Source organism: Streptomyces nigrescens, from assembly GCF_027626975.1.
GTDB lineage: Bacteria > Actinomycetota > Actinomycetes > Streptomycetales > Streptomycetaceae > Streptomyces > Streptomyces nigrescens.
In genome coordinates this window covers 8,553,068-8,576,491 of the sequence record NZ_CP114203.1, presented here as the reverse complement: position 1 = coordinate 8,576,491, position 23,424 = coordinate 8,553,068, and the positions used below count along the sequence as shown (strand labels likewise).

17 protein-coding genes are annotated in these 23,424 nt (G+C 71.8%); 8 read left to right on the top strand and 9 right to left on the bottom strand.

Translation table 11 applies throughout. The features are described 5' to 3' along the window. Positions 1-16 precede the first annotated feature (16 nt). Complete coding sequence (locus STRNI_RS37645) at positions 17-2,083, bottom strand: SpoIIE family protein phosphatase (RefSeq protein ID WP_266439788.1); 2,067 nt, start codon at positions 2,081-2,083, stop codon at positions 17-19. Between the two features lie 532 nt (positions 2,084-2,615). Here STRNI_RS37645 and STRNI_RS37640 point away from each other — a divergent pair. Next, positions 2,616-4,172 carry a GMC family oxidoreductase gene (locus tag STRNI_RS37640; RefSeq protein ID WP_277412848.1) on the top strand — a complete coding sequence of 519 codons (1,557 nt, stop codon included), beginning with the start codon at positions 2,616-2,618 and terminating at the stop codon, positions 4,170-4,172. 128 nt (positions 4,173-4,300) lie between these two features. Here the strand turns inward: STRNI_RS37640 and STRNI_RS37635 are convergent, their stop codons facing one another. The 4 genes from STRNI_RS37635 to STRNI_RS37620 form a co-directional block, all read right to left on the bottom strand. After that, entirely contained in the window at positions 4,301-6,262 is a 1,962-nt protein-coding gene (locus tag STRNI_RS37635) for a trypsin-like peptidase domain-containing protein (RefSeq protein WP_277412847.1), read from the bottom strand. A 633-nt stretch (positions 6,263-6,895) separates the two neighbouring features. Then, on the bottom strand, positions 6,896-7,657 hold the full coding sequence (locus tag STRNI_RS37630; RefSeq protein ID WP_274733376.1) for a class I SAM-dependent methyltransferase: 762 nt from the start codon (positions 7,655-7,657) through the stop codon (positions 6,896-6,898). A gap of 68 nt (positions 7,658-7,725) precedes the next feature. Beyond that, positions 7,726-8,217 carry a hypothetical protein gene (locus tag STRNI_RS37625; protein WP_277412846.1) on the bottom strand — a complete coding sequence of 164 codons (492 nt, stop codon included), beginning with the start codon at positions 8,215-8,217 and terminating at the stop codon, positions 7,726-7,728. Between the two features lie 108 nt (positions 8,218-8,325). Then, positions 8,326-9,120, bottom strand: a complete 795-nt coding sequence (locus STRNI_RS37620) for a PhzF family phenazine biosynthesis protein (protein WP_277412845.1) — start codon at positions 9,118-9,120, stop codon at positions 8,326-8,328. A gap of 278 nt (positions 9,121-9,398) precedes the next feature. Between STRNI_RS37620 and STRNI_RS37615 the strand changes: the two genes are divergently transcribed. The 5 genes from STRNI_RS37615 (at position 9,399) to STRNI_RS37595 (ending at position 13,839) form a co-directional block, all read left to right on the top strand. After that, the gene (locus STRNI_RS37615; protein WP_148590771.1) at positions 9,399-10,151 is read left to right on the top strand and encodes a PE-PGRS family protein; all 753 of its coding nucleotides are present in this window, start codon (positions 9,399-9,401) and stop codon (positions 10,149-10,151) included. 199 nt (positions 10,152-10,350) lie between these two features. Continuing rightward, positions 10,351-10,998, top strand: a complete 648-nt coding sequence (locus STRNI_RS37610) for a sigma-70 family RNA polymerase sigma factor (protein ID WP_277412844.1) — start codon at positions 10,351-10,353, stop codon at positions 10,996-10,998. A gap of 599 nt (positions 10,999-11,597) precedes the next feature. Further along, a complete protein-coding gene (locus tag STRNI_RS37605) occupies positions 11,598-12,212 on the top strand; it encodes an ATP-binding cassette domain-containing protein (RefSeq protein ID WP_093638001.1) in 615 nt (204 codons plus the stop codon). Next, on the top strand, positions 12,209-13,072 hold the full coding sequence (locus STRNI_RS37600) for a metal ABC transporter permease (protein WP_277412843.1): 864 nt from the start codon (positions 12,209-12,211) through the stop codon (positions 13,070-13,072). The genes STRNI_RS37605 and STRNI_RS37600 overlap by 4 nt, the downstream gene beginning before the upstream one ends. Further along, on the top strand, positions 13,030-13,839 hold the full coding sequence (locus STRNI_RS37595) for a metal ABC transporter substrate-binding protein (RefSeq protein WP_148590741.1): 810 nt from the start codon (positions 13,030-13,032) through the stop codon (positions 13,837-13,839). The genes STRNI_RS37600 and STRNI_RS37595 overlap by 43 nt, the downstream gene beginning before the upstream one ends. A gap of 70 nt (positions 13,840-13,909) precedes the next feature. On the opposite strand, the gene STRNI_RS37590 is transcribed toward STRNI_RS37595, so the two are convergent. Then, positions 13,910-15,568, bottom strand: a complete 1,659-nt coding sequence (locus tag STRNI_RS37590) for a class I adenylate-forming enzyme family protein (RefSeq protein ID WP_277412842.1) — start codon at positions 15,566-15,568, stop codon at positions 13,910-13,912. After that, a complete protein-coding gene (locus tag STRNI_RS37585) occupies positions 15,565-17,361 on the bottom strand; it encodes a CoA transferase (protein ID WP_277412841.1) in 1,797 nt (598 codons plus the stop codon). Before STRNI_RS37585 ends, STRNI_RS37590 begins: the two co-directional genes overlap by 4 nt. A 146-nt stretch (positions 17,362-17,507) precedes the next feature. Here STRNI_RS37585 and STRNI_RS37580 point away from each other — a divergent pair, with 146 nt between their 5' ends. After that, positions 17,508-18,749: an acyl-CoA dehydrogenase family protein gene (locus STRNI_RS37580; protein WP_277412840.1), complete on the top strand. Its 1,242-nt coding sequence runs from the start codon at positions 17,508-17,510 to the stop codon at positions 18,747-18,749. On the opposite strand, the gene STRNI_RS37575 is transcribed toward STRNI_RS37580, so the two are convergent. Together STRNI_RS37575 and STRNI_RS37570 are read right to left on the bottom strand one after the other, a co-directional pair. Further along, positions 18,739-19,839, bottom strand: a complete 1,101-nt coding sequence (locus tag STRNI_RS37575; protein WP_277412839.1) for a sugar ABC transporter permease — start codon at positions 19,837-19,839, stop codon at positions 18,739-18,741. The two genes, STRNI_RS37580 and STRNI_RS37575, sit on opposite strands and share 11 nt — an antisense overlap. After that, positions 19,832-21,052, bottom strand: a complete 1,221-nt coding sequence (locus STRNI_RS37570) for an MFS transporter (protein WP_381844790.1) — start codon at positions 21,050-21,052, stop codon at positions 19,832-19,834. The genes STRNI_RS37575 and STRNI_RS37570 overlap by 8 nt, the downstream gene beginning before the upstream one ends. A 465-nt stretch (positions 21,053-21,517) precedes the next feature. On the opposite strand from STRNI_RS37570, the gene STRNI_RS37565 reads away from it, so the two are divergent. Next, the gene (locus tag STRNI_RS37565; RefSeq protein ID WP_277412838.1) at positions 21,518-23,356 is read left to right on the top strand and encodes a peroxidase family protein; all 1,839 of its coding nucleotides are present in this window, start codon (positions 21,518-21,520) and stop codon (positions 23,354-23,356) included. The last annotated feature ends 68 nt before the right edge of the window (positions 23,357-23,424 follow it).

Genomic DNA, 23,424 nt, shown 5'->3' with positions numbered 1-23,424 from the left:
TGACGCGGCCGCGCGCTCACAGCCGCAGGCGGTGTACCCGGGCGAGGAGCAGGACGGTGTCATCGGCCGGGGAGCTCGGTACGAGGCGGGCGAGGATGTGGTCCGCGGCGGCCTCCAGTGAGTCGGGGAGCCGGCCCAGTTCCGTGCGGAGCGCCGTCAGCCCCTCGTCGATGTCCTGGCCCCGTGCCTCGATGAGGCCGTCGGTGTAGAGGACGAGTGTGGTGTCGTCGGGCAGGCCGATCTCCGTCGACCGGTAGGGACAGCCGCCGACGCCGAGGGGGACCCCCAGCACCTCGTCGACGATCTCGGTACGGCCGTCGGGGTAGCGGAGGAGGGGCGGGGGGTGACCGGCGCTGGCGATCCGGGTGTGTCCGGTGACGGGGTCGTAGCGGATGTAGAGACAGGTGGCGAGTTCGATGCCCGCCTCCTGGGCGCACTGGTCGAGTTCGGTGAGCAGCTCTTCCGGCTCCTGGTCGTGCCGGGCCAGTGCCTTGGCGGTGATGCGCAGCCTGCCCATCGACGCGGCGGCCGAGACGCCGTGTCCCATGACGTCGCCGACGACCAGGGCGACTCGCTGCTCGGGCAGGGCGATCACGTCGTACCAGTCGCCGCCGACCTCGGTGACGTGGCTGCCCGGCAGATAGCGATGGGCGAGGTGCAGGGAGGGGCAGGTCCCCAGGGAGCTGGGCAGCAGCGCCCGTTGGAAGGTGAGCGCGATGTTCCGCTCCCGGCTGTATAGCCGCGCGTTGTCCAGGCAGAGCGCGGCCCGGGAGGCGAGCTCCGCGGCCAGGCTGAGGTCCTGCTCGGTGAAGGCCGGCCGGGCCGCGGACCGGCCGAAAATGGCGATGCCCTGCACCGTTCCCCGGGCGATGAGCGGGGCGAGGAGGAGGCAGGTCAGACCGCTGTCGGCCAGCACCCGGGCGCGCTCTTCATCCAGCACGGTCCGCAGGATGAACTCCTGGTTCACCGGCGCGGAGATCGGGCGGCCGGTCCGCAGCATCCGGTGGATGGCGGAGCCCGGCGGGTAGTGCACTCCCTCCACCCCGCTCACCAGTTCCGTCGCGGGAGGGGGCAGCACGGTGCCGTGGGCGAGGCGGCGGGTGATCACCGGCAGCGCCGGGTCGAACGACTCCCGCTCGTCCAGCCATTCCACGAGCTCCACGACGGCCGCGTCGGCGAAGACCGGGACCACGGCGTCGACCAGCTCCTGGGCCGTGACCTGCACGTCCAGGGTGGTGCCGATCCGGGTGGAGGCCTGGTCCAGCAGCGCCAGCCGCTGACGGGTGGCGGTCGCCTCGACGATGGCCTGCTCCCGGTCGGTCACATCCACCAGCAGTCCGCCCACCCCCGGGCGGGTGCCCCCTGCCCGGGAGAGCGGGAAGAAGCTCACCGACAGCACCTTGTCCCGGTCCGGATGGCCCCGGGTACGCATCCCGACCCGTACCCCCGCGACGGGCTTGCCTTCCTCGGCGACGCCGCGCAGCATCCGCTCGTACTCGCCGCCGTCCGCGGTGATCATGATCTCGGTGATGCGCCGTCCCAGGTGTTCCTCGATGGGCAGCCCGTTGATGTCGGCGAGCCCCTGGTTGAGGTGGGCGTAGCGCAGCTCCTCGTCGAGCATGACCAGGCCGATGGGGCAGGTCTCGAAGAGCGCGTCGAGGAAGGCGAGATTGGTCTTCACCCGGTCCAGCTCGTCACCACGGCTCGCCAGGGCCATGACCACCGAACGCCCCGCGGCCCCCGCCACCGGAAAGACCCGGAAGCCGCAGTCGAAGACCGAACCGTCCAGATGCGTGGCGAGCAGCCGTCCACGCCAGTAGCCCTCGGTCCGGCCGCGCTCCGCCAGGCGGGCGCAGGCGTCGGAACCGTCACCGGGAGCGGCGGGGAAGAGCAGGGCACCGGGCTTCGCCAGCAGCTCCGCGGCGCGGTAGCCGAACAGGTGCTGGGCGCCGGGGCCCCAGTAGCAGATCCGGTTGTCGTCATCGATGCCGAACACGGCGACCGCGACATGCTCCAGCAGCGACCCGGGCTCGGACCAGAGCGGACCGCGAGCCTGCTCGTCGCTCGGCCGATCTGATGGCACCGGCTTGTCCTTCCACCCGCCGCGCACGGTGGCCCGGCCGCCCTCCGGACGCCAGAGCGGCTCTCTTCATTCTGCGCCCGTCGCTCAGGTGCGGACACTCGGCGTGGTGACCGGTCCCGGGACGAGCGGCAGCGCGGCCGCCGTACGCCGCGGTTCCGGCCGTCATGATCGATGCGGCCGGGCGGCCCGCCCTCGCGTACGGCAGCGCACCGGCAGCTGAGCGCTGCGGTGGCGCGGTGCCGGGCCGGGCCGGGACGGGCCGCTTCGGGATACGCCGGGCCGGGCCGCGCCTCGATGCGCCGGGCCGGGACGGGCCACGTCGGGATGCGCCGGGCCGGGCTGGGCCACGTCGGGATGCGCGGTACGAGGAGATCCGTGCCGCCGCGCCTGCCTGACCTGGGAGGCCTCGTCCCTCAACTGCCTTACGGGGCGGGTCGGATCCGGATGACATTGGCTGGATTCCCGGTGTGAGCGGAGCTGCCGAAGCGGCTTGGGTGGAGAGGTCCGCAAGAGCGCTGCGTGAGGGGTATGGGTGTACGACTACATCATCGTGGGTGCCGGATCGGCCGGATGTGTGCTGGCGGCCCGGCTCACCGAGGACGAGAGCACCCGCGTTCTGCTGGTCGAGGCCGGGCCGGTGGACGATGCGCAGGAAATCCACGTCCCGGCCGCCTTCAGCAAGCTTTTCCAGACGAAGTACGACTGGAGCTACCTCAGCGACTGCGAACCGGGACTGGACGGCCGGCGCCGGTTCCTGCCCCGGGGCCGGATGCTCGGTGGTTCGTCGTCGATGAACGCGATGATCTACATCCGGGGCAACCGCCGTGACTACGACGCCTGGGCCGCCGCGGGTGCGGAGCAGTGGGGCTGGGACGACGTTCTGCCCTACTTCCTGCGCGCCGAGGACTTCCGGGGGGAGACATCGCCGTGGCACGCGGCCGGCGGGCCGCTGACCGTCAGCGAAGGCCGCTCACGGCATCCGCTGATGGCTGCCTATGTGGCGGCCTCGCAGGAGGCCGGCCACCCCTACACCGCTGACTTCAACGGTCCCGAGCAGGACGGTGTCGGCTACTACCACCTGACGCAGCGCGACGGTATGCGCTGCAGTACGGCCGTCGCGTATCTGCGGCCCGCTCTGGAACGGCCGAATCTCGAAGTGCTCACCGGCGCCCAGTGCACCCGGGTGCTGTTCGACGGCGCTCGCGCGAGGGGGGTCGAGCTGGAACGGGGCGGTGACCTGCTCCAACTGCGCGCCGAGCGGGAGGTGGTGCTGTCGGCCGGGGCATACAACTCCCCGCAGCTGCTCATGCTTTCCGGTATCGGCGTGGCCGATGAACTGGCGGCCCGCGGCATCACACCCCGGGTGGACCTCCCGGTGGGGGAAAACCTGCAGGACCACCCGCACATCGGCCTTTCCTACCTGACCGACACCGAATCCCTGCTGACCGCGGAGACGCCGGACAACGTGCGCATGCTGGAAACCGAGGGCCGTGGTCCGCTGAGCTCCAACGTCGGTGAGGCCGGGGGGTTCCACCGCACCCGCGAGGGGCTGGACGCTCCCGACGTCCAGGTGCACGCCACACCGGTGATGTTCCACGAGGAGGGCATCAGCCCGGTCACCGACCATGCCTTCATGTTCGGCGCGGTCCTGCTCGCCCCCACCAGCCGGGGCAAGGTCTCGCTGCGGTCGGCGATCCCCAGCGCCAAACCGCACATCCTGCACAACTACCTGACCACGGACGAGGATCGCACCACGGCGGTACGGGCACTGCGGATGCTGCTGGACATCGCCGACCAGCCCAGCCTGCGCAAACACCGTCGCGCCGACTTCCGCGTCCCCCGCGCCACGGACGACGCCGGCCTGCTGGAGTTCGCCCGGCGCGAGCTGCAGACCCTCTACCACCCGGCGAGCACCTGCGCGATCGGCCCCGTGGTCGACTCCCGGCTCGCGGTGCACGGCGTCAGCGGCCTGCGCGTGGTGGACGCCTCGGTGATGCCGACGGTGGTGCGGGGCAATACCAACGCTCCCACGATCATGATCGCGGAGAAGGCTGCGGACCTGATCCGCGGCCTCCCAGCGCCGGCCTGATCTGCGCGCCGGCGTCCGGAGGGAGCGCCGGCGGTGGCCCCGAGGGCCGAGGCGTAGAGGACGAGGAGGCCGTGCCTTCCGCTTCCCTATGCGAGACCGGAAGGCACGGTTGGGGCGTGACGTGAGGTTCAGCTGATCCGCGCGGGAACGAGCAGACGCTCGAGGCCCAGGGCCTTGGCCGTGGTGTCGCCGTACATGACGAGCTTGCCGCCGGGCCAGAGCGCGATGAGGTCGTCCTGACGGGTACCGCCGCCGAAGGCGCCGGCGGTGACCAGGTTGCTGTAACGCCATGCGGACTTCGCGGGGCGGAGCCGGTGTTCGGCCTTGAAGCCCTTGGCGGCGATGTTCTCGTAGACGGTCACTTCACCATCGGACCAGCGGACGAACAGATCCTGGTCGCCGGCGGTCGCGGCGAAGTTCCCGGCGACGCTGTCGCGGGCGTGTGACCAGGTCGTGTTCTTGCGCTTGGCGAGCTGCTTCTCGGCGTGCAGACCCCGCCCGTCCACATTGGTGTAGAGGGTCATCTCGGCGTCGGACCAGCGCACCACGAGGTCGTCGCGGCGCGTGTTGCCGCCGCCGAACCGGCCCGCGGTGATGCTCTCGGCGTGCGTCCACGTGCCGTTGGGGCCCTTGAGCTGGATCGCCTGGGTCAGCTTGTTGGTCTCGTTGACGTCCTTGTAGAGGGTCAGTTTGCCGTCGTCCCAGCTGACGAGGAGGTCGTCGGTGCTGTTGCCGGTGAATTCTCCGGCGGTGACGGCCTTGGCCTTCTTCCAGACCGGTCCCTTCTTGACGAGCTGGATGTCCTTGCGCAGACCGTATGCGCGGTTGCCGGGGTAGAGGGAGACCTCACCGTCGGACCAGCGCACGATCAGATCGCCGGTGTTGTTGCGCACCGATTCGGAGTGGAACCGGCCGGTGAGGACGGTGCTGGCGTGCTGCCAGGTGGTGGCGTCACCGAGGGGGTTGACGGTGTCCGGCGCCGCGTCCGTGACCGCCTGCTGGTAGAGACGGAAGACGTCGTTGTCGAACTGCGAGCTGTAGGAGACGTCGTCCTGGAGCCCGCCGGTTTTGTAGCCGCCGATGGCACCGACGAGGTTGCCGCGGCTGCCGTCGAAGCCTTCCAGGAACGGACCGCCGCTGACCCCCGTACTGAAGCCGGCGCAGCTGATTTCCATGAACCGGCCCTGGAAGGCCCTGGTCGCGTTCGTGCACTGCAGCGGGGTCTTCTGGCCCCCGGGATAGCCCATGAGCGTCACCTCACGGCGGGCCAGATCCGCGGCGCGGACCGCCGTGAGCGTGTTGCCGCGGCCGACGGCATCTTCCAGGAGCTGTCCTTGGGAATTCGGTCCGACGCGCAGGACGGCGAAGTCCACATCGTCGCTGGGTGACGAGGACAGATACCGTTCATCGATCCACACCTTGCCCAGCTCCATCGGGAAGAGCCCGTAGGGCCGTTCCCCGGGCTGGCCCGCCTGCGAGGCCCCACCCCGGTAGCCGGGCACGAAGGCGACATTGCGATACGACTTGCCGCCCTTCAGGCAGTGAGCCGCGGTGAGCACCAGACTCTTGGTCGGCGAGGTGACGGCGCTGGCGCTGCAGAACTGGTTGGGCGTCGCCGACCCGTCCTCACTGCGGATCAGGAACACACCGACCGTGGCGGCTCCCGACGCGACCTGATGGCTCGGCGCGAACACTCCACTGCGGCCCGCCACGTCGGCGGAACTCGGCGGATCCTGCCCCTTCTCCCCCGCCCGCACCGCGTCCACGGGGACGGCGGCACGAATGCGCTCCGGCGTCCAGTAGCGCTCCAGCTCCTGCGCCTTGCGGATCTCTTCCTGCGTCACGCCCTTGGAGGGCTTCACGGGGCCAGAGGACGGCGTCGCCGGACCGGACGACGGCACAGTCGCCACGCCGGCGGGCACATCCGGTGCCCGAAAGCCGCGCGGCAGGGACGGTTGTGCGCCCTGATCCGCGGGCGCGGTCCGAGCAGCCGGCGGCGACGCCTGGTGCGCGGCGAGCGCCGGAACGGCGAGCACGATCGAGGCGCAGCCGCCGACAGCGGCGGCGCGCACCCAAGGTATTCGTTTCATGAGCCTGTCCGTTGAAGGGTCGGAACGACCGGGTTCAGCTGAGGGAGCCAAGGCGCGCGTGCGTTCTCAGCCCTGGGATTCGGTGGTGGTGTGGTGCTCGCGCGGTTCTTTGGCGCGCCTCCTCCGGATTCAGCGGGGCGAATCCGGATCGCCGCCGGTCGGCGGCGAATTCACCAACTGCGCTGTCCTGAAGGAATGGCCAGATCGCGGTACTTTGCTGAGCGCTTTCCGGCCTACGGTGAGCTGCCTTTCGGCGGCCCGGATGTCCACATCGGCAATAACCCCACCCTTGTTTCCTTCCGCACGCCGTACGGGCGAAGGAAACTGCACGGCAGGGGTGGGCGCGTCAGCGAGATCTCGAGAGAGGAGGGTCGTCAGACTTCGACCGGTGATCCTTCCGGGATGGGCGACGGCGCATCCGCGGTCCCCCCATGGATGTAACGACAGAATAAGAAGCGGGAAGGAAGGTATCACGAAACCACAGGCAAAAGCGGACAGCGGGCGCTTTGCCGAATATCAAAACCTTGTGATGTCGACCACTTGACGCCTCGTCAAGTGACTGTGTTGTTCTTGCATGCGCCTGAAGTCGCTCCCGCCTTTTCTCGCCACCGAAGGCTACACAGCCCCATGGCCCTATCGGCGGCGGGCAATCGTGATGATCTCCCGGCTCGTACCGGTGACGGGCCCACCGTCCCAGGTCCCGTACCGGGCCTCGACGGCAAAGCCCGCGTCGATGAGGAACTCGTCGAGCTTCGCGACGTCAAGGAAGCGCAGGCTCGTCCGGTCGACGCGGAGCACGGTGCCGTCGGCCGCGGCCGTCGTCCCGGTGAAGGTGACCAGGTCACCGATGACGGACTCGGTCTCGTGCCATACGCGCAGGGCCCGGCCGGCCGAGTCGACGATGTCGGATGCCTCGGAGGGATTCCAGTCCTCCCAGGCACGCGCCTGCGGGTGCCGCGTCTCGAACGCGAAGCGGCCGCCGTTGCACAGCGCCGTGTGGACCGCCGCGAGGGAGGCACGCAACTCCGCGTCCGTGACAAGGCATTGGAAGGCGTGGCTGGTCATCGTCGCCAGGTCGAACGCGGCGTCCCACCGCGAGGCTGCCGCTGCTGTGCCCTCGACCCACTCGATAGCGGTGCGATGCCGGGCCCGGGACCGAGCCCGGGCAAGTGCGGCACGGTCCGGATCAAGTCCGACGAGACGGCCCGGGTGGCCACGTTCGCGAGCGAGGTGCAGCATGGCGCCGGTGCCGCAGCCGACGTCCAGGACCGAGGCCGCGGCCATGACCAGCTCGTCGTAGAAGGCATCGCTGGGGCACTGTTCGGGGTCCCACGGATTCAACAGGTCGTACAGCGCGGCGGCATCAGCGTTCGAGAAGACGACGGCAGCGTCCACACCTGTCTCCTCTCTCCAGACCATCGGTCCAGCTTCGTCCGGTCCATCGGTTAAGCGGGGGCGGTCAGTCAAGGCGCCGGAGGGGTCGGTCGAGGCGCCGGCAATCCCTTCAGGGAGCGCCAGTAGTCCGGTTCCCTGGGGTTCTCGATCCAGCCGGTCAACTCCCATGCCGCGAAGGAGAACGCAATCCCCAGCTCTGCTCCTTCGTAGAGGGAGGTCAGTTCCGTGAGGTACACGGGGGCCTGGTCGACGAGGTGCGTCTCATGGTTCTCCTCGCACCCGCACGCCACACTCACGCCCGCGAACACCCAAGCGCTGGTGCCTTCCGAACAGTCCACCTGCAGCATGTATTCGAGCCGGTCGCCGGCCTCGTCGCCCACCGTGATCTCCGTGAACAGCACCCCGGGCTCCCATTCCCACCGCGCCGGGCCCTTCGGGGCGAGTGCCGCATCCACCCGCGCGGCTTCGTGCCGTAGGAGCTCCAGGTCCCCCTCCCCGGCCTCGGGGAAGAGTTCTTCGAGAGGGGCCTCGGCAAAGAGCCCGTGCTGCGGCGTGGTCATGGGGTCGATCATCGTCAGGAGGTGGTTCCCCCACAACCGGTTACCGGGTGGTGCAGACGCTGCCTGCGTCTGCGGGCGGCCGCGGTCGTCTCGGCCGGCCGGCCCGCCTCAAGCCCGCAGTTCGCCGTCGAAGACGGTTACTGCCTGGCCGAGCAGGGTGACGCGGTCGCCGCGTAGTTCGACGCCCACCCGGCCGCCCCGTGGGGAGAGTTGTACGCCGGTGAGTGTGGTGCGGTCCAGCCGTCCGGACCAGAGGGGGGCGAGGACGCAGTGGGCGGCGCCGGTGACGGGGTCCTCGGGGATGCCGGCGGCGGGGGCGAAGACTCGGGAGACGAAGTCGTGGTCGGCGCCGTCCGGGGCGTTCGCGGTCACGATGACCGCCCGGCCGCTGAAGTCGGCCAGCGCGGCGATGTCCGGGGTCAGGTCACGCACCGTGGCCGCATCGGGCAGTTCCACGAGCAGATCGTGCCTGGCCCGGCCCGTCCACTTCGGCTCGGCGCCGAGGGCCTCGGCGAGGTGCGGCGGCGCGGGGGTGGCGGTCGGCGCATCCGCCGGGAAGTCCAGGGAAATCACGCCCTGGTCGTCGCGACGGGCGGTCAGTGCACCGCTGAGCGTGTCGAAGTGCAGGCCCGCGTCAGGAGCGGCGCCCTGGGTGGTGTGGAGCACGTGGGTGGTGGCCAATGTGGCGTGACCGCACAGATCGACCTCCACGGTCGGCGTGAACCACCGCAATCCGTAGGTGTTTTCCGCTGTCCGGTGCACAAAGGCGGTTTCCGGCAGGTTGAGTTCGGCGGCCACTCGCTGCATCCAGGCGGCGTCGGCCGGCTCGTCCAGCAGACACACACCGGCGGGATTGCCGGCGAAGGGGCGGTCGGTGAACGCATCGACGATGAAGGCACGCATGTGTCCGACGCTACTGGTTGTGGCTCGTTCGAGGGGTGTGGGTTTGGAGAGGGGGTCTGGGAAGGGGGTGCGATGAGGGCGGTACGTCGCCTTTGTCGGCCGTACCCCGGATGCGGGGCTTCCTCGGTGCCGGGTGTCCCGTACGTCTTTGGGTGACTCGTCGGCCATCGATGTGCCGTAGTCCGCCATCCGTTCCGCCAGTCATTTTCACTCCGGAAGTGAGCATCTTTTGGCCTCTTCTGTCTGACGGAGCACGGGAGGGGCAAGCTGTTCTCGCCATGGAAGCCGGATACGTACTCAGGGGATTGCGGGCCATCGCGTTCGCGGTGGTCTGCGTACTGCTCACGGCTGTCGGGCATGTGCTGACCTCCGGTGCGGTGCTGCCGTGGAAGGTGCTGCTCACGGCTGCGGCAGGGGCCGCGGGAGGTGCATGGTGCTTCGCCGGCCGTGAACGAGGTCCGTTGACGGTGGCGGCCCTGACCGTGGGCACCCAAGCGACGCTGCACTCCGCCTTCGCCCTCGGGCAGGCGATCGACCACGCCGGGCACAGCAAGCTGTCCTGGGCCAAGCTGTGGTGGGAATCGCTGCGGTGTGGTGGCGGTGTGCCGTTCCATGACATGCGCGTCCCAAGTGGCCCGCACGAGGGCCTGGTTGACGGATTGCCGGTGCAGGCGATGCTCGGTGACGGGCACTTCGGCGGTCTGTCGATGCCGGGCCAGATGCCCGGCATGGGGCACCTACCGCATCCGGGGACGCCGGGTGGCATCGGCGCGATGCTCGCGGCGCATCTGCTGATCGCGACGCTGAGCGTGTGGTGGATGTGGGGCGGCGAACGAGCGGTCTTCCGGCTGGTGCGGGCGGTGTCCCTCGCTCTCGTACCGCGTATCCGGCTCGTTCTGCACCCCGTGCTTCCGACCCTCCCTCCGGACACCCGGGAACCGGAGCGGACACCGCATCGCGCCTTGCGGAGACTGCTCCTGGTCCATGTCGTCTCGCGACGGGGCCCACCGCTGGAGCCCGCTGTCCACTGACAGCAGTGCGCCCTGCGGGCCACGGACGGAACCTGCGCGGACGCCGCGCCGGCCGCGCCCGCCCCGACATCTCCGGTCCCGATGCCGTTCACAGTGACCGGATCCAGCGAAGGACTTCCGATGATGATGACGCCTGCCCAGATGCCGGTATCACAGATACCCCTGCCCACGGAACTGCGCACGGGAGAGGAGGCCTCGCATGCGTGCCGCTGAGGATGCCCTGGTGACCAGGTGGGCGCTGGAGGGCCGTAGCGGCGACGAGGCCGCCGTCGAGCGGTTCGTACGGGCCACCCGACGCGATGTGCTGCGCTATGTCACGCACTTGAGCGGTGACTTCCAGGCGGCGGACGACCTGGTCCAGGACACCTATCTGCGGGCCCTCCGGGGCCTCCCCTCCTTCGAGGGCCGGTCCTCGGCCCGTACCTGGCTGCTGACGATCGCGCGGCGCACGGTCGCCGACCGGATCCGGGCCAACCGGGCCAGGCCCCGGATCGCCGCGCTCGACGACTGGCAGACCATGGCGGAACAGGCGCAGCCGGAGGTCCTGCCGGGATTCGACGAGGGCATCGTGCTGGCCGATCTGCTCTGCGCGCTTGCGCCCGCGCGGCGGGAAGCGTTTGTGCTCACCCAGCTGCTCGGGCTGCCCTATGCGCAGGCCGCCTCGGTGGCGAGGTGTCCGGTGGGCACCGTCCGGTCCCGGGTGGCGCGGGCCCGGGAGACGCTGATCGCGCTGGTGAACTCCGCTGAAGGCACCACCGTGCGGCGGCCGGGCGGTGCGGAGCGGGAAGCGGCGGAGGCGGGGTTCGGCGCGACGTGGCAGGTGTCCGCTTCGACGGCGTCGGCCTGAGGCGGGATTGGCCTGATACGGGGTCGGCCCGAGGCAGGGTTGGCCTGCGGCGGGATCGGCCCTGAGGCGGGATCGGCCTGAGGCCGGATCGGCCTGAGGCAGGGTCAGCCTCGGCCGGTGTCGGGAGCCGGATGAGGCGGCGGCGGTGGTGGTGGTCGGCCGGGCAGAAGGCCGGGGCGCAGGGACGCTTGGAACAGCGGTCCCGCGCCCCGGTCCGGCGCCCCCGTCCCGCAAGCCCGGCCCCCGCCCGTCCCGGCCCCCGCCCCCACCCCGCACGCCCGGCCCCGCGACCACTCCGCGGCCGTCAGCGGTCGGAGGTCAGAGATCGGAGGTCGGCCCTCAGCGGTCAGAGATCGGCGGTCAGCGGTCAGCAGGCAGCGGTCAGCAGGCAGCGGAAGGCATCGGGCCTCGCGCGCACCAACGACGTCCGCCGGCACGCCCCCGTGACGCGTCACCCGCCCCGGCCCCCCAGAGAAAGTGGAGTTCCCGGGAACTCCACGGCCCGGCGGTCCGACTAGTGGGCTGTGGAGCGCAGCAATGAGCGGCCGGAGCCCCCAGCGGCACGGCAGACGAGCAGGTCGTCCGGTCTCGACGTACGGATGCACGGCGTGGTGTGCCGGCATGGCCGCCTGGAGGCCGTGAGCGGTGTCGATCTGGATGTGGCCGCCGGTGAACGGATCGCGCTGACCGGTACGAACGGTTCGGGCAAGACGACGCTGCTGCGGGCGGTGCTGGGGCTGCACCGGCAGGTCGACGGCCAGATTCTCGTCGGGCGGCGGAGCTGCCGCAGCGCGGCGGAATGGGCCTGGCGCCGGCGGGCCTGCGCATGGATACCGCAGCGCCCGGCTGCCGGACGCTTCCCGCTGCTGGCGAAGGAACTGCTGGCGAGCAGCGGTGCCCCGGCCGAGGCGGCGGACGCCGCCGAGCGTCTGGGGGTGGGTGCGCTCGCGGACCGTCCGCTGAGCAGTCTGTCCGGTGGGCAGTTGCAGCGGATGCATCTGGCGCGGGCGGTGGGGTGTGTGGCCGCCGGGGCGGGGGTGCTGCTCGCCGACGAGCCGACGGCGGCACTGGACTTCGCCGGGCAGGAGGAGGCCGCCGAGGTGCTCACCACGCTGCCGGTGACGGTGCTCGTGGTCACCCACGACCGGGCGATGGCCGCGCGCTGCGACCGGACGCTGGAGATGGCCGCCGGACGTCTGCGGGAGGTCCGGTGAGCGCGTTCGGCCAGGTCGGTGACCTGCTCCAACTCGTGCCCGTCCAGCGCGCCGGGGCCGGTCTGCTGCTCGCAGCCATGGGGCTGCCGGTGGTGGGCGTCATCATCGTCGGGCTGGACATCATGCCGGTGCGCTTCGCGATGATGCATGTGGCGCTGCTGGGTATCGCGGTGGGGCAACTGCTGGGACTGGACCCGGTGTTGTGTGCTCTGGTCGCCTGTGCGCTGGCGGGTGCCGGGGTGGCTCCCCTGGCGCGTACGGCGGACGGCCTGTCGGGGGCGATGGGGCTGCTGATGAGTCTGGCCATCGCCGCCGCGCTGCTGATGCTGGCGTTGTCGGGGGTGAATGCGAACGGGGCCTTCGCGCTGCTGTGGGGGTCGATCCTGGCGGTGCGCCCCGTCGACCTCGCGGTGCTGGGTGCCCTGGCGGTGGCTCTTCCCGCGCTGTTCGTCTGGCGGCGCCGGGAGCTGTCGTTGCTGCTGCACGACCGGGAACTGGCGCTGTGTTCCGGGGTGGCGGTCCAGCGGCTCACCGTGCTGCTCCTGGTGCTGGTGGCGGTCGCGGTGGCCGGTGCCATCCGGCTCACCGGGGCCCTGCTGGTGGACGCGCTCACCCTGCTGCCCGCCCTCGCCGCCCGCCGGCTCGGCCGCTCCCTGGTGTCGATCACGCTGTGGGCGATCGGCATCGGGCTAGTGGTCAACGTCGTCGGTTTTCTCGCCTCCTTGGCCTGGGACCTGCCGCCCGGGCCGGTCCTCGTCCTCACTGCGGGTGCGGTCGCCCTCGCAGCTCATCTCATCCCTGAACGGAGAACTCCCTCATGGCGCGAACCCGCGTCCTCGTCCGTCCCCTCACCGCACTGAGCGCGGGCCTGCTGCTGATCTCCGGATGCGGCTCCGGCGCGGCCTCGGAAAACACCGCTTCCGGTACGTCGGACAAGGCTGCCTCCGGACCCGTGGTGGTCGCCACCACCGCGTGGGAGGCGGCGCTGGCCAAGGCAGCCGGGGCGAAGAACGTCACGTCCATCGTCCCCGCAGGCATCCGGCATGCGCCCGATTACGACGTCAAGCCGTCGGATCTGACCAAGGTGGCGAAGGCCGATTATGTCCTCTACTCCTCCTTCGAGCCCTTCGCCGGCCGGATCAAGGAGGCGGCGGGCTCCGACGCCAAGATGATCGAGCTCAACCTGGACAACACCCCGTCGAAGACGACGGCGAATGTGACGCGTCTGGGCAAGGCGTTCGGTACGCAGAAGGCGGCCGGGCGGTGGAACACCACGTTCGGCAAGGAGTGGGAGTCGCTGCACAAGAAGGTGCGGGCCGCCTGGCCGGGCGGCAAGGCCCCGGCGGTGACGGCGCAGATGTTCACCACATGGGCGGCCAAGCTCGCCGGGGCGCAGATGGTGGGCACCTACGGCCCGGAGGCGGTGACTCCGGCTCAGCTGTCCAAGCTGTCCGCGAAGAAGCCGAAGTTCGTGCTCGACAACGAGAACATGTCGACCGGAACGGTACTGCCCGGTTCGGGCGCCAAGCAGCTGAGCATCGCCAACTACCCGGGCCAGGACCTCGATCTGCTGGCGGTGTACCGCAAGGCCGCGCAGCAGATGGAGAAGGCGTTCGCCGGGTCCTGAGCGGACGGACCGCCGTGCGGTGGTGGGCCGTTGACGCATGTTGGCGCATGGGCCCACCACCGTCGGCCGGTCACCCCGTCCGTGCGGGCTCGTCCGGGAGCCCGGCGGCGAGCCGGTCGCGCAGGGCGGCGCGGTCGGGCTTGCCCGCGGGGGTGAGGGGCAGCGCGCCGGTCACCGGCAGCAGATGCTCGGGGTGTTTGCGGCGCTCCAGACCCCGCGCGTCGAGGTGGGCGCACAGGCTCTGCAGGGTCATCTCCCGGCCGGCTCTCGGCACCACGCAGGCCGCGAGCCGCTCCCCCATCAGCGGGTCGGGCACGCCCACGCAGATCACGTCCCGTACGTCCGGGTGGGAGGAGAGCTCGCCCTCCACCTCTGCGGGGCTGATGTTCGCGCCGCCGCGGATCACGATGTCCTTGAGACGGCCGACGACCCGCAGGGTGCCGTCGGCGGCGAGTGTCCCCAGGTCGCCGGTGCGTACCCAGCCGTCCGCCGTGCGGTAGCGCATGTTCAGCTCGGGGGCACCGACATAGCATAGGGGCGTCATCGGGCCTCGCGCGAGGATCTCCCCGGTCCCGTCCGAGGCCGCACCGGGCGGTGGCGCGATACGGATCTCGCAGACGGCGGGGTCGGGCCGGCCCACCACGATCCCCGGTCCGTCGTCCGGGAGCGGGGTCCGCTGGGCCGTGCCGGTATGACAGTTGACCCCGTCGGCGGATCCGTAGAGGTTGACCACCGGGCAGCCGAAGACCCTGGCCGCCTCGTCGTGGGTGGCCGCGTCGAGCGCGGAGCCGCCCAGGACCAGCGCCTTCGGCCCGTCCGCCGTACGGCCTTCCGTGGCGCAGCGTTCCACCATCATGCGGACCATCGTGGGCACGCCCAGCACATGGGTGGGCCGATGGGTGCGCAGCGCCGCCAGCGCGTCCTCGGGCGTGAAGCGGTCGAGCAGCACCAGGGTTCCGCCGTGGCGGGCGAGGGTCACCGCGGTTCCGTTGCTGCCGAACGCCGAGGCGAGCGGGACGAGAAACAGACACCGCGGGGGTGTGCCTTCGACCAGCAGCGAGGCGAGGAAATTGCCACGGCCGCCGGCGAGCGCGTTGTGCGAGTACGCCACCATCTTCGGCTCCGCCTCGGAGCCGGAGGAGACCAGGATCCGGGCCGCGGAGTCGGGATCGGGCCGTTCGGGGGTGAATCCGGTCCGTTCGTCGCCGGTGAGGCCAGCCAGTGACCGGCATCCGGCGGGGACCGGGCCCGGTCCGGCGGCGATCACGGTGTGCAGGGCGGGCAAGTCGCGTGCCCGCTCCGCCAGTTCCCTGGCGTGCTCGGTCCCCCGGTACGTGGTGGCCGCGATCACCGCCCGCGCCCCGGAACGGCCGAGCAGCGATACGGCTTCGCGTCCGCCGCGCCCGACGGGGAAGGGCAGGGCTATCGCCCCCAGGGCGGCCAGCGCGAGATCGGCGGCCACCGCCGCTCTGCTGTTGGGCAGTTGGACGCCCACCACGTCGCCGGGGCGGATACCGGCCTCGGCGAGGCCGGCGGCCAGACATCGTGCCTCGGTGTCCAGCTCGGCATAACTGGCCTCGCCCTGCGCGTCGATCACGGCGGTGCGGAGCGGGTCCCGCATCCGGTGTGCCCGGAACAGCGCGTACAGGTCGAGATCGGGGCAGTGTCCCTGCGCCGCCCATGTGCGGCGGAGAGCGCCGGGAACCAGGTCGTGCATCCGATGGGTCATTGGAATCTCCAGGGCGTGGGGACGGCGAGGGAGCCATGGGGGTCGCGGGTGAAGGCACCACGCAGGCGCGGGTCCTGCGGGAGCGCACCGAGGTCGGTGGTCACGGCGGTCGCGGCCAGTCCGTCGGCGCGCAGCCCTTCGAGCGCCTGCTCCGAGGTCAGCTCCGCCAGCCGGGCCGCGCGGGCACCGGCGGCGGGTGCCGAGTCATCGGCGGGGGCGATCCAGCCGTCGGCGGTCGGCAGCGGACGGCGGAAGCCCGCGGGACGGCGGAGTTCCCCGCCGGCCGCCGCCCGGTGCAGCGCCGGTGCGGTGAGCGCTTCCGCGGCGCCCAGCAGCGAGGACTCCACCTGTACACCGCGGCCGCTGCGTTCGCGCAGCAGCAGACCGGCGACCACGGCTTCCGCGCCCAGCAGTCCGCCGAGGACGTCGATCAGGGTCATCAGGGACGGCGCGGGCGGTTCGTCGGCGGGGCGCGCCACCGCGCCGATGCCCGTGCGGGCCTGGACCATGAAGTCGGTGCCCATCGGAGCATCGGGCAGCCGTCCCGCCCAGCCGCTGGTGTAGGCGTACACCAGCCCCGGATTGACGGCCGACAGCCGGTCGGCGTCCAGGCCGAGCTGTTCGGCCTTGCCCGGTGCCCAGTTGTGCAGGAAGACATCGGCACCGGAGGCCAGCTCCCGCAACTCGGCCTGCCCGACGGCGGACTTGATGTCGATCTGTACGGCGCCCTTGCCCCGGTTGAGCGCGAGCCATCGGGCGGAGATGTCCTCGCAGCAGGGCGGCATACCGCGCAGCGGGTCACCGCCGGGGGGTTCGATCCGGAGGACCTCCGCGCCGAGCTGACGGAGCAGATGGGCGGCGAGCGGGGCCTGGATGCGGCGGCCCGCTTCCAGGACCGTCAGCCCCGACAGGGGAAGTGCGGCACCGGGGGCGGTGCCGGTGGCCGGCGGGGTCCAGTCAGCGGTCCGGGGGGTCAGGGTCCACGGTGCCGGGTGAGCCGTCGCTCCGGGCGGTGCGGCCGGGGCGTGCAGGGGGCACACCTCCGCCCCCGAAGCGGCTGCGGCCTGCTGCACCCGCGCCCAGGGCACGGAACGTGCCGCACGGTGCAGGGCCTCGGGTATCGGGGCGCAGGCGGTGGCGTACCGGAACTGGAAGGGCTGCCAGCCGGTGCGGATCGCCTCCTCGGGCGCACCGAGGTCCCGCCAGAACCGGGCCCAGGGGACGGGGTCCAGCGCCTCCAGCTCGAACCGGGTGCCGCACCTCGCGGTGAACGGCGGCCCTCCTGGCGACAGCGGCACGGCTTCGGCCTCCGGGGCGTTCGCCGCCGCGAGGTACTGGCCGAGGGTGAGCAGCGCGGCCCGGTCGGCTCCGGTGGTGACCTGCGCGGGGCCCGCGCCGCCACGCGCCCGGCCGAGCAGGGCGGCGAGCAGGCCCTGCACGGTGAGCACGGAGGCACAGGTGGCGGCGTAGTCGACGGCCAGACCACGCGGGGGGCCGTCGCGTCTGCCGTGCACCTGCATCATGCCGGTGGCCGCCTGGACGGTGGACTCGTCGGCGGCGTCCGCGGCCGGCAGGACATCGGCCCAGGCGGTGTACGCGGTGGCCGCGCCCGGTGCGCCCGCGGCCTCGAAGGCCGCGGGCCCGGTGTGCGGTCCGGGCGTCCGCGGTGTCAGTGTCGCGCCGAGCGCCCGCAGATGGGCGGCCGCCGGCGTGGTGAGCGCCGGCGGGCCCGCGACCCGGACGGTCACCTCTTCCAACGGTTGGGACGCGCGGATGACGGCAGGGTGTCCCACGGCACTCCTCTCCGGCGGCGGACCGCCGCCTGGTTCACACAGACACGGGAACCAGACGGCGTCCGGCGCCGACCAACTCCACGGCCAGTAAGTCGGACTGTCGGTTCACCGAGTTCCCGGTGAAATGGAGGAAGGCCGTGCACGCCATGAACGCTGGGCAGCAACTGTCGGCGACGGACCCGCCGCTCGGGTCCGCCGGACTCGGGCAGCCCGGCTGTCCGCCCGAGATCGACGCCCTGCGCGGGCGGGTCATGGAGTTCGTGCGGGAGCGGGTGATGCCCTGCGAGCCGGTGCTGGACGCGGGGGGCGCCGCGGCACGCACCGAGCTGCGCGGACTCCAGGCCGAGGCGAAGCGGGAGGGGCTGTGGGCCCTGCCGCTGCCGGAGGAATGGGGCGGCCAGGGGCTCGCCCTTCCGCTCTACTCCCATATCGCGGAGGCCGAGGGGGCCAGCGACCACGGCCCGGCCGCACTCGGTTCGGCGCCCCTCCTCGATGTGCTGATGCTCGACCGGCATGCCGACGACACCGTGAAGGAACGCTTTCTGCGGCGCATCGCCGACGGCGAGGTGCGGACCTGCTATGCGATGACCGAGCCCGAAACACCCGGTACCGACCCGGGGTTGACCGCGACCAAGGCCGTCTCGGACGCCGCGGGCGGATGGGTCCTGCACGGCCGCAAGTGGTTCATCTCGGGCGCGGGCGACGCCGATCTCCTCACCGTGTTGGCGCGGGCGGACAACGAAGGGCCCGGTACGGACAGCCTGTCGTTGTTCCTGGTGCCCTCGTCCGCCGCGGGGTTCACGGTGGTGCGTGAGCTGCCGGTACTGGGCGCCGGCGGGCAGTGGGAGATCGAACTCGACGGTGTCGCCGTGCCGCCCGAGCATGCGGTGGGCGCCCCCGGCCAGGCGCTGCGGATCGCCGGGGAGCGGCTGGTGCTCGGCCGGGTGCTGCGGTGTCTGCGCTGGCTCGGACAGGCCGAGCGGGCCTTCGATCTGATGTGTCTGCGGGCCCGGTCGAGGAGTCAGTCGGCCGGGCCGTTGGCGGACCGTCAGCTCGTCCAGCAGATGGTCTTCGACTCGCTGCTGGCCATCCGTTCCACCCGGCCCCTGGTCCATGAGGCGGTGGCCCGGCTGGCCGCGGGCGGCGACGCCCGGCTGGAGACCGGCCTGGCCAAGGTGGCGGCCGCCCGCATGCTGCAGCAGGTGGCCGACGCCGCGATCCAGGTGCACGGCGCGGCCGGCCTCGGTCCGGACACCGCGCTGCCGGGGCTGTTCCGCACCGGCCGCACGGCCAGGCTGCTGGACGGCCCCGACGAGCTGCACATCACGGCCGTCGCCCGCCGGGTGCTGCGCGGCTATCCGGTCACGTCGTGTCCGGTCACGTCGTGAACGGATCCGTCCGGCCGGTGAGGATCGCCAGTCCCGCCGCGAGGAAGAAGTCACCCCAGATCAGCTCGTGGCACGGGGCGAGGGCGCGGGCGGCGTCATAGCACCCGTCCGTCAGTGCGCCCCGGGCCGACAGATGGCCGGTGCACAGGCGATGCAGGATCTGCCGGGCTCGCGCGGTCAGCCGTTCGGCTTCGGTCCCGCGGTCCGTCGCCCGCGCCAGGGCGGCCAGCTTCAGCAGGGCCACCGACTCGATGGCGGCCGCGGAGGTGTCGACCGGGCCGGACGGCTGCCCCTCCTGGGCCGGCGGGACGAGCCCGGCGGCCGGGGTGAGCCGCGGGGCGGTGAGCCGGTCCGCCGCCTCCCACAGTGCCCCGGCCGCACGGGAGTCGAGCCCGTCCGTGAGGAAGTGGAGTCCGTCCGCGAGGCCGAGCAGCAGCCAGGGCGTGGTGCGGCTCCATCCCGGTGCGGGTTCGGCGCAGGGTGTCCAGCCGTCCTCGGGTCCGGCCCGCCAGGCCGGGCGCGGTGGGTGCTCGGTGCGGTTCAGTGTCAGATGCCGGGTCAGATGGCCGTGCGCCGCGCGCTGCCCCTCCCCCGCCAGGCCCGCCAGCAGCGGCACCAGCCCCGGCACCGCGTCCACCCGTGCCAGCATCCGGGGGCCGCCGAACGCCGCGCCCCAGGGCACCAGTTCGCGTTCCGGGTCGTACGCCGCCAGGCAGGAGCGGGCCGCTTTCTCCCGCAGCCCTGCCGCCTCGCCGTCGCGCCCCGGCCCCGCGGCGAGCGCGGTGCCGTACCAGAAGATCAGCCCGCGGGTGGCGGTGTCCTGGTCGGTCCAGTGGGCCAGCCTCCGGGTGCACTCGGCCGCGGCCGCCCGGTCCTGGGGAGCGTCCGACGCCAGGGCGCGCAGCCAGAGCAGTCCGGCCCAGAAGCCGCCCGTCCAGGACCCTCTGGAGGTGGACTTCCAGGCACCGCTCTCCGGATCGGCGTACAGCGGGAAGCGCGGCCCCACTTCGGCCGCGGTCTGTTCGGTCCGCTCCAGCAGCGCCCCCCACGCACGGTCGGCCCATGCCTCGTGGTGGGTCGTCTCAGGCATCGGACCCTCCGGAGCGACGCAGCATCAGGGGAACGGCAACCGCCGACGCCGCAGCGAACTCCGCCGCCACCAGCAGCCAGCCCGGCCCGTATCCGGTCGCGGAGACCAGCGCACCGAACAGCGGCGGCCCCACCGCGAACCCCGCGAAGAATCCCGCCGACACCAGGGCCGAATCCTTCCCGGCCCGGCCGGGCGCCGCTTTCCTCAGCACCAGCACCATGGAGACGGCATTCGCCGACACGGCGAACGAGCCGACCGCGACGGCGGCCGGCCACACCAGCGGCTGCGCCCGGAGCGCGACGGCGAGCAGCAGCGCGGCGCCCACCGCACCGGCCGCCAGCAGCGCCGGCAGCGCCTCGGCCCAGCCCGGCCGCCCCGCCGCCCGTGACCAGCCGACGCGGCCGCCGATGCCGGCCACTCCCAGGACGGCCACCAGTGCCGCCGCCGTGGTCGGCGTCATCCCGAGGCGTTGCGAGCCGAACAGCGCCAGGTAGGTGTTGACCGAGGCGATGCCACAGCCGAGCAGCAGCGAGAAGGCGGCCAGCCGCCGTGTCTCCCGGGGGGACGATGAGGCCGCTGGCGGGCCCGCGGTGGCCGACGGCCGGTCGGCGGGGAGGACGCGGGCCGCCCAGAGCGCGGCCAGTGCCGCCGTGGCGGCCGCCGCCCAGACCGCGCCGCGCCAGCCCACCCCCGCCGCCAGCAGCGACAGCGGAAGTCCCGCCACGAACGCCCCGCACTGCACCCCCGACTGCTTCAGCCCGGTGACGGCGGCCCGCCGTTCGGCCGGAAAGGCAGCGAGGATCACCTTGTTGGTGGCGGGGTTGGCCAGCGCCTGCGGTACGCCGCCGAGTGCGACGGCCAGCAGCAGCACGGCCGTTCCCGGGACGGCGCCGATGAGCGCCAGCGAAGCGGCGGTGAGCAGCAGCAGCGCGATCAGACAGCGCCGGGGACCCACCCGGTCCACCAGTCGGCCAGCCATCGGCGACAGCACGGCCGCCGCCCCGAAGCCGGCCGTGGTGGTCAGGCCCAGCACCGTGCGCGATATCCCCAATTCCCCGACCAGCCGCGGCCCGAGGGCCCCGATCACGAACAGCTGGAGCATGGAGAACGCCATCGCCGTCGTGAGCAGCACGGTCAGCGACCGGCCGCCCGGTGGGCGTACGGTGCCACCGTCCGGCCCGGCGGCCTCCGGTTCCTTGCCACGTTTCACCAGCACGCGCCCCTCCCGACAGCTCCGGCCCTCACGGGCCCCGGTCCAGTCAGTCGTACGGGCCCGACGCCTGGTTCCCGGAAGCGGGCGGATGACGGTAGTCGAAGTTACGCGCACCACCTGCCCCCAACGGCCCGCAGGCGGCGGGCATGCCTCGTCGGGAGCTCCGGAGAACTCGGCGCGCCGATCAGCGGCACGTTCGATATCTTCGTATAAGGAGGGATTTGCCCGCTCCCCTGCATGCGGGGAGGGCCTGCGCAACCGACGACCACCAGCCAGCCATGACGCCTGTGCGGCGACTGCCCTGGCACATGGGCACACGGGTACAGGGGCCCGGGCCGACGGCCGACGCCGCGTCCCCACCGGCCGCACCGTATGCGATATGCGGCATGCCGATCTTCCGATATGCCGCATGCGATATGCCGCATGCCGCATATCGGAAGCCCGGAGCCGGAAGGAAGGTCCACGATGAGCACAGCCCCCCGAGGCTCCGGACGCCGGTCCGACCCCCGACAGGCCGGTGACGCCCCATCGCCGTTCCTCGCCCTCTACAACAGGCTGATGCTGGCGGTGGACCACAGAATCGGCTGGCAGAACCTTCCGAAGCCGCTCGGCCTGCTGACCCTGCTGGGCCTGCGCAACATCCTGCGCCGGCAGAACCTCTTCGACACCAGCGGCTACCCGTCCCAGGACCTGCCGGACACCGGGCCTCCCGAGGCGCGGCACCGCACCGAACGGACGGCGGACGGTACGTACAACGACCTGGACGACCCCCGTATGGGCATGGCCCGGTCGCGCTTCGGCCGCAATGTCCCGCCCACTGCGGCCTTTCCCGAGCCGGAGCCGGAGATACTGTCCCCCAGCCCCCGTGAGATCAGCCGCGCACTGCTCACGAGACACACCTTCATCCCCGCCGAGTCGGTCAACGCCCTGGTCGCCGCATGGCTGCAATTCATGATCCGCGACTGGGTCAGCCATGGTCAGGGCAGCATGGACCGCCCCTGGCAGATCGAACTGGCCGACGACGACCCGTGGCCGGCCTCGCCGATGCCGGTGGCCCGCACCCTCCCCGACCCGACCCGGCCGGCGAACGGCGACGGTCTGCCGCCGACCCACCTCAACGAGAACTCCCACTGGTGGGACGCGTCCCAGCTCTACGGCAACGACCCGGCCGCGCAGCAGGCACTGCGCTCGGGCACGGACGGCAAACTGCGGGTGCCCCACAACGGTTCGCTGTTCCCGGACGAGGAGCGGGACCCGGCGCACACCCCTGGCTTCTGGCTGGGCCTCGCCATGATGCATCTGCTGTTCCTCCAGGAGCACAACGCCATCTGCGACCGGCTGCGCCATGAGTACCCGGGCTGGTCGGACGAGCAGCTCTTCCAACGCGCGCGCCTGATCAACGCGGCGCTGATCGCGAAGATCCACACCGTTGAGTGGACCCCCGCGGTGATCAGCCATCCGACGACGATCGCCGCGCTCCGCGCCAACTGGTTCGGCATCCTGGGCGAGCGGGTGCACAAGCTGCTCGGCCGGATCAGCGGCAGCGAGGTGCTCAGCGGCATCGTGGGCGGCCGGACCGACCACTTCGGCGTCCCCTACGCACTCACCGAGGAATTCGTCGCCGTCTACCGCATGCACCCCCTGATCCCGGACGACTGGAGCTTCCGCTCGGCCGCCGACAACTCGCTGCTCCAGGAGGCCACTTTCCGCGAACTGTCGGGTCCGTACGCCTACGACATCCTGCGGAAGCATGCGCTGCCGGACCTGTTCTACTCCTTCGGCACCTCGCATCCGGGACTGGTCACGCTGCACAACTACCCGAAATTCCTCCAGGAGTTCCAGCGTCCGGACGACCAGCTCATGGACCTGGCGGCCGTCGACATCCTGCGGATCCGGGAACTCGGCGTACCGCGGTACAACGAGTTCCGGCGCCTGCTGCACCTCAAACCCGCCGAGGACTTCGCCTCCCTCACGGACGATCCGTCCTGGGCCGAGGAGCTCCGCCGGATGTACGACGACGACATCGAGCGCGTCGATCTCATGGTGGGCATGTATGCCGAGCCGCGGCCGAAGGGCTTCGCCTTCAGCGACACCGCCTTCCGCATCTTCATCCTCATGGCCTCCCGCCGCCTCAACAGCGACCGGTTCCTCACCAGGGACTACACACCCCAGGTGTACACACAGACCGGGCTGGACTGGATCGAGAACAACAGCATGACCACTGTGCTGCTGCGCCACTTCCCGGAGCTGCGGTCGTCCCTGCGGTCCGTGGACAACGCCTTCGCCCCGTGGAAGGCGTCGTGACCGCGGCGGGGTCATCCGTCCGGCCGCCCACCGGTGGCCGCTCCGCATCCGGCGGGTGAGGGTGGCCG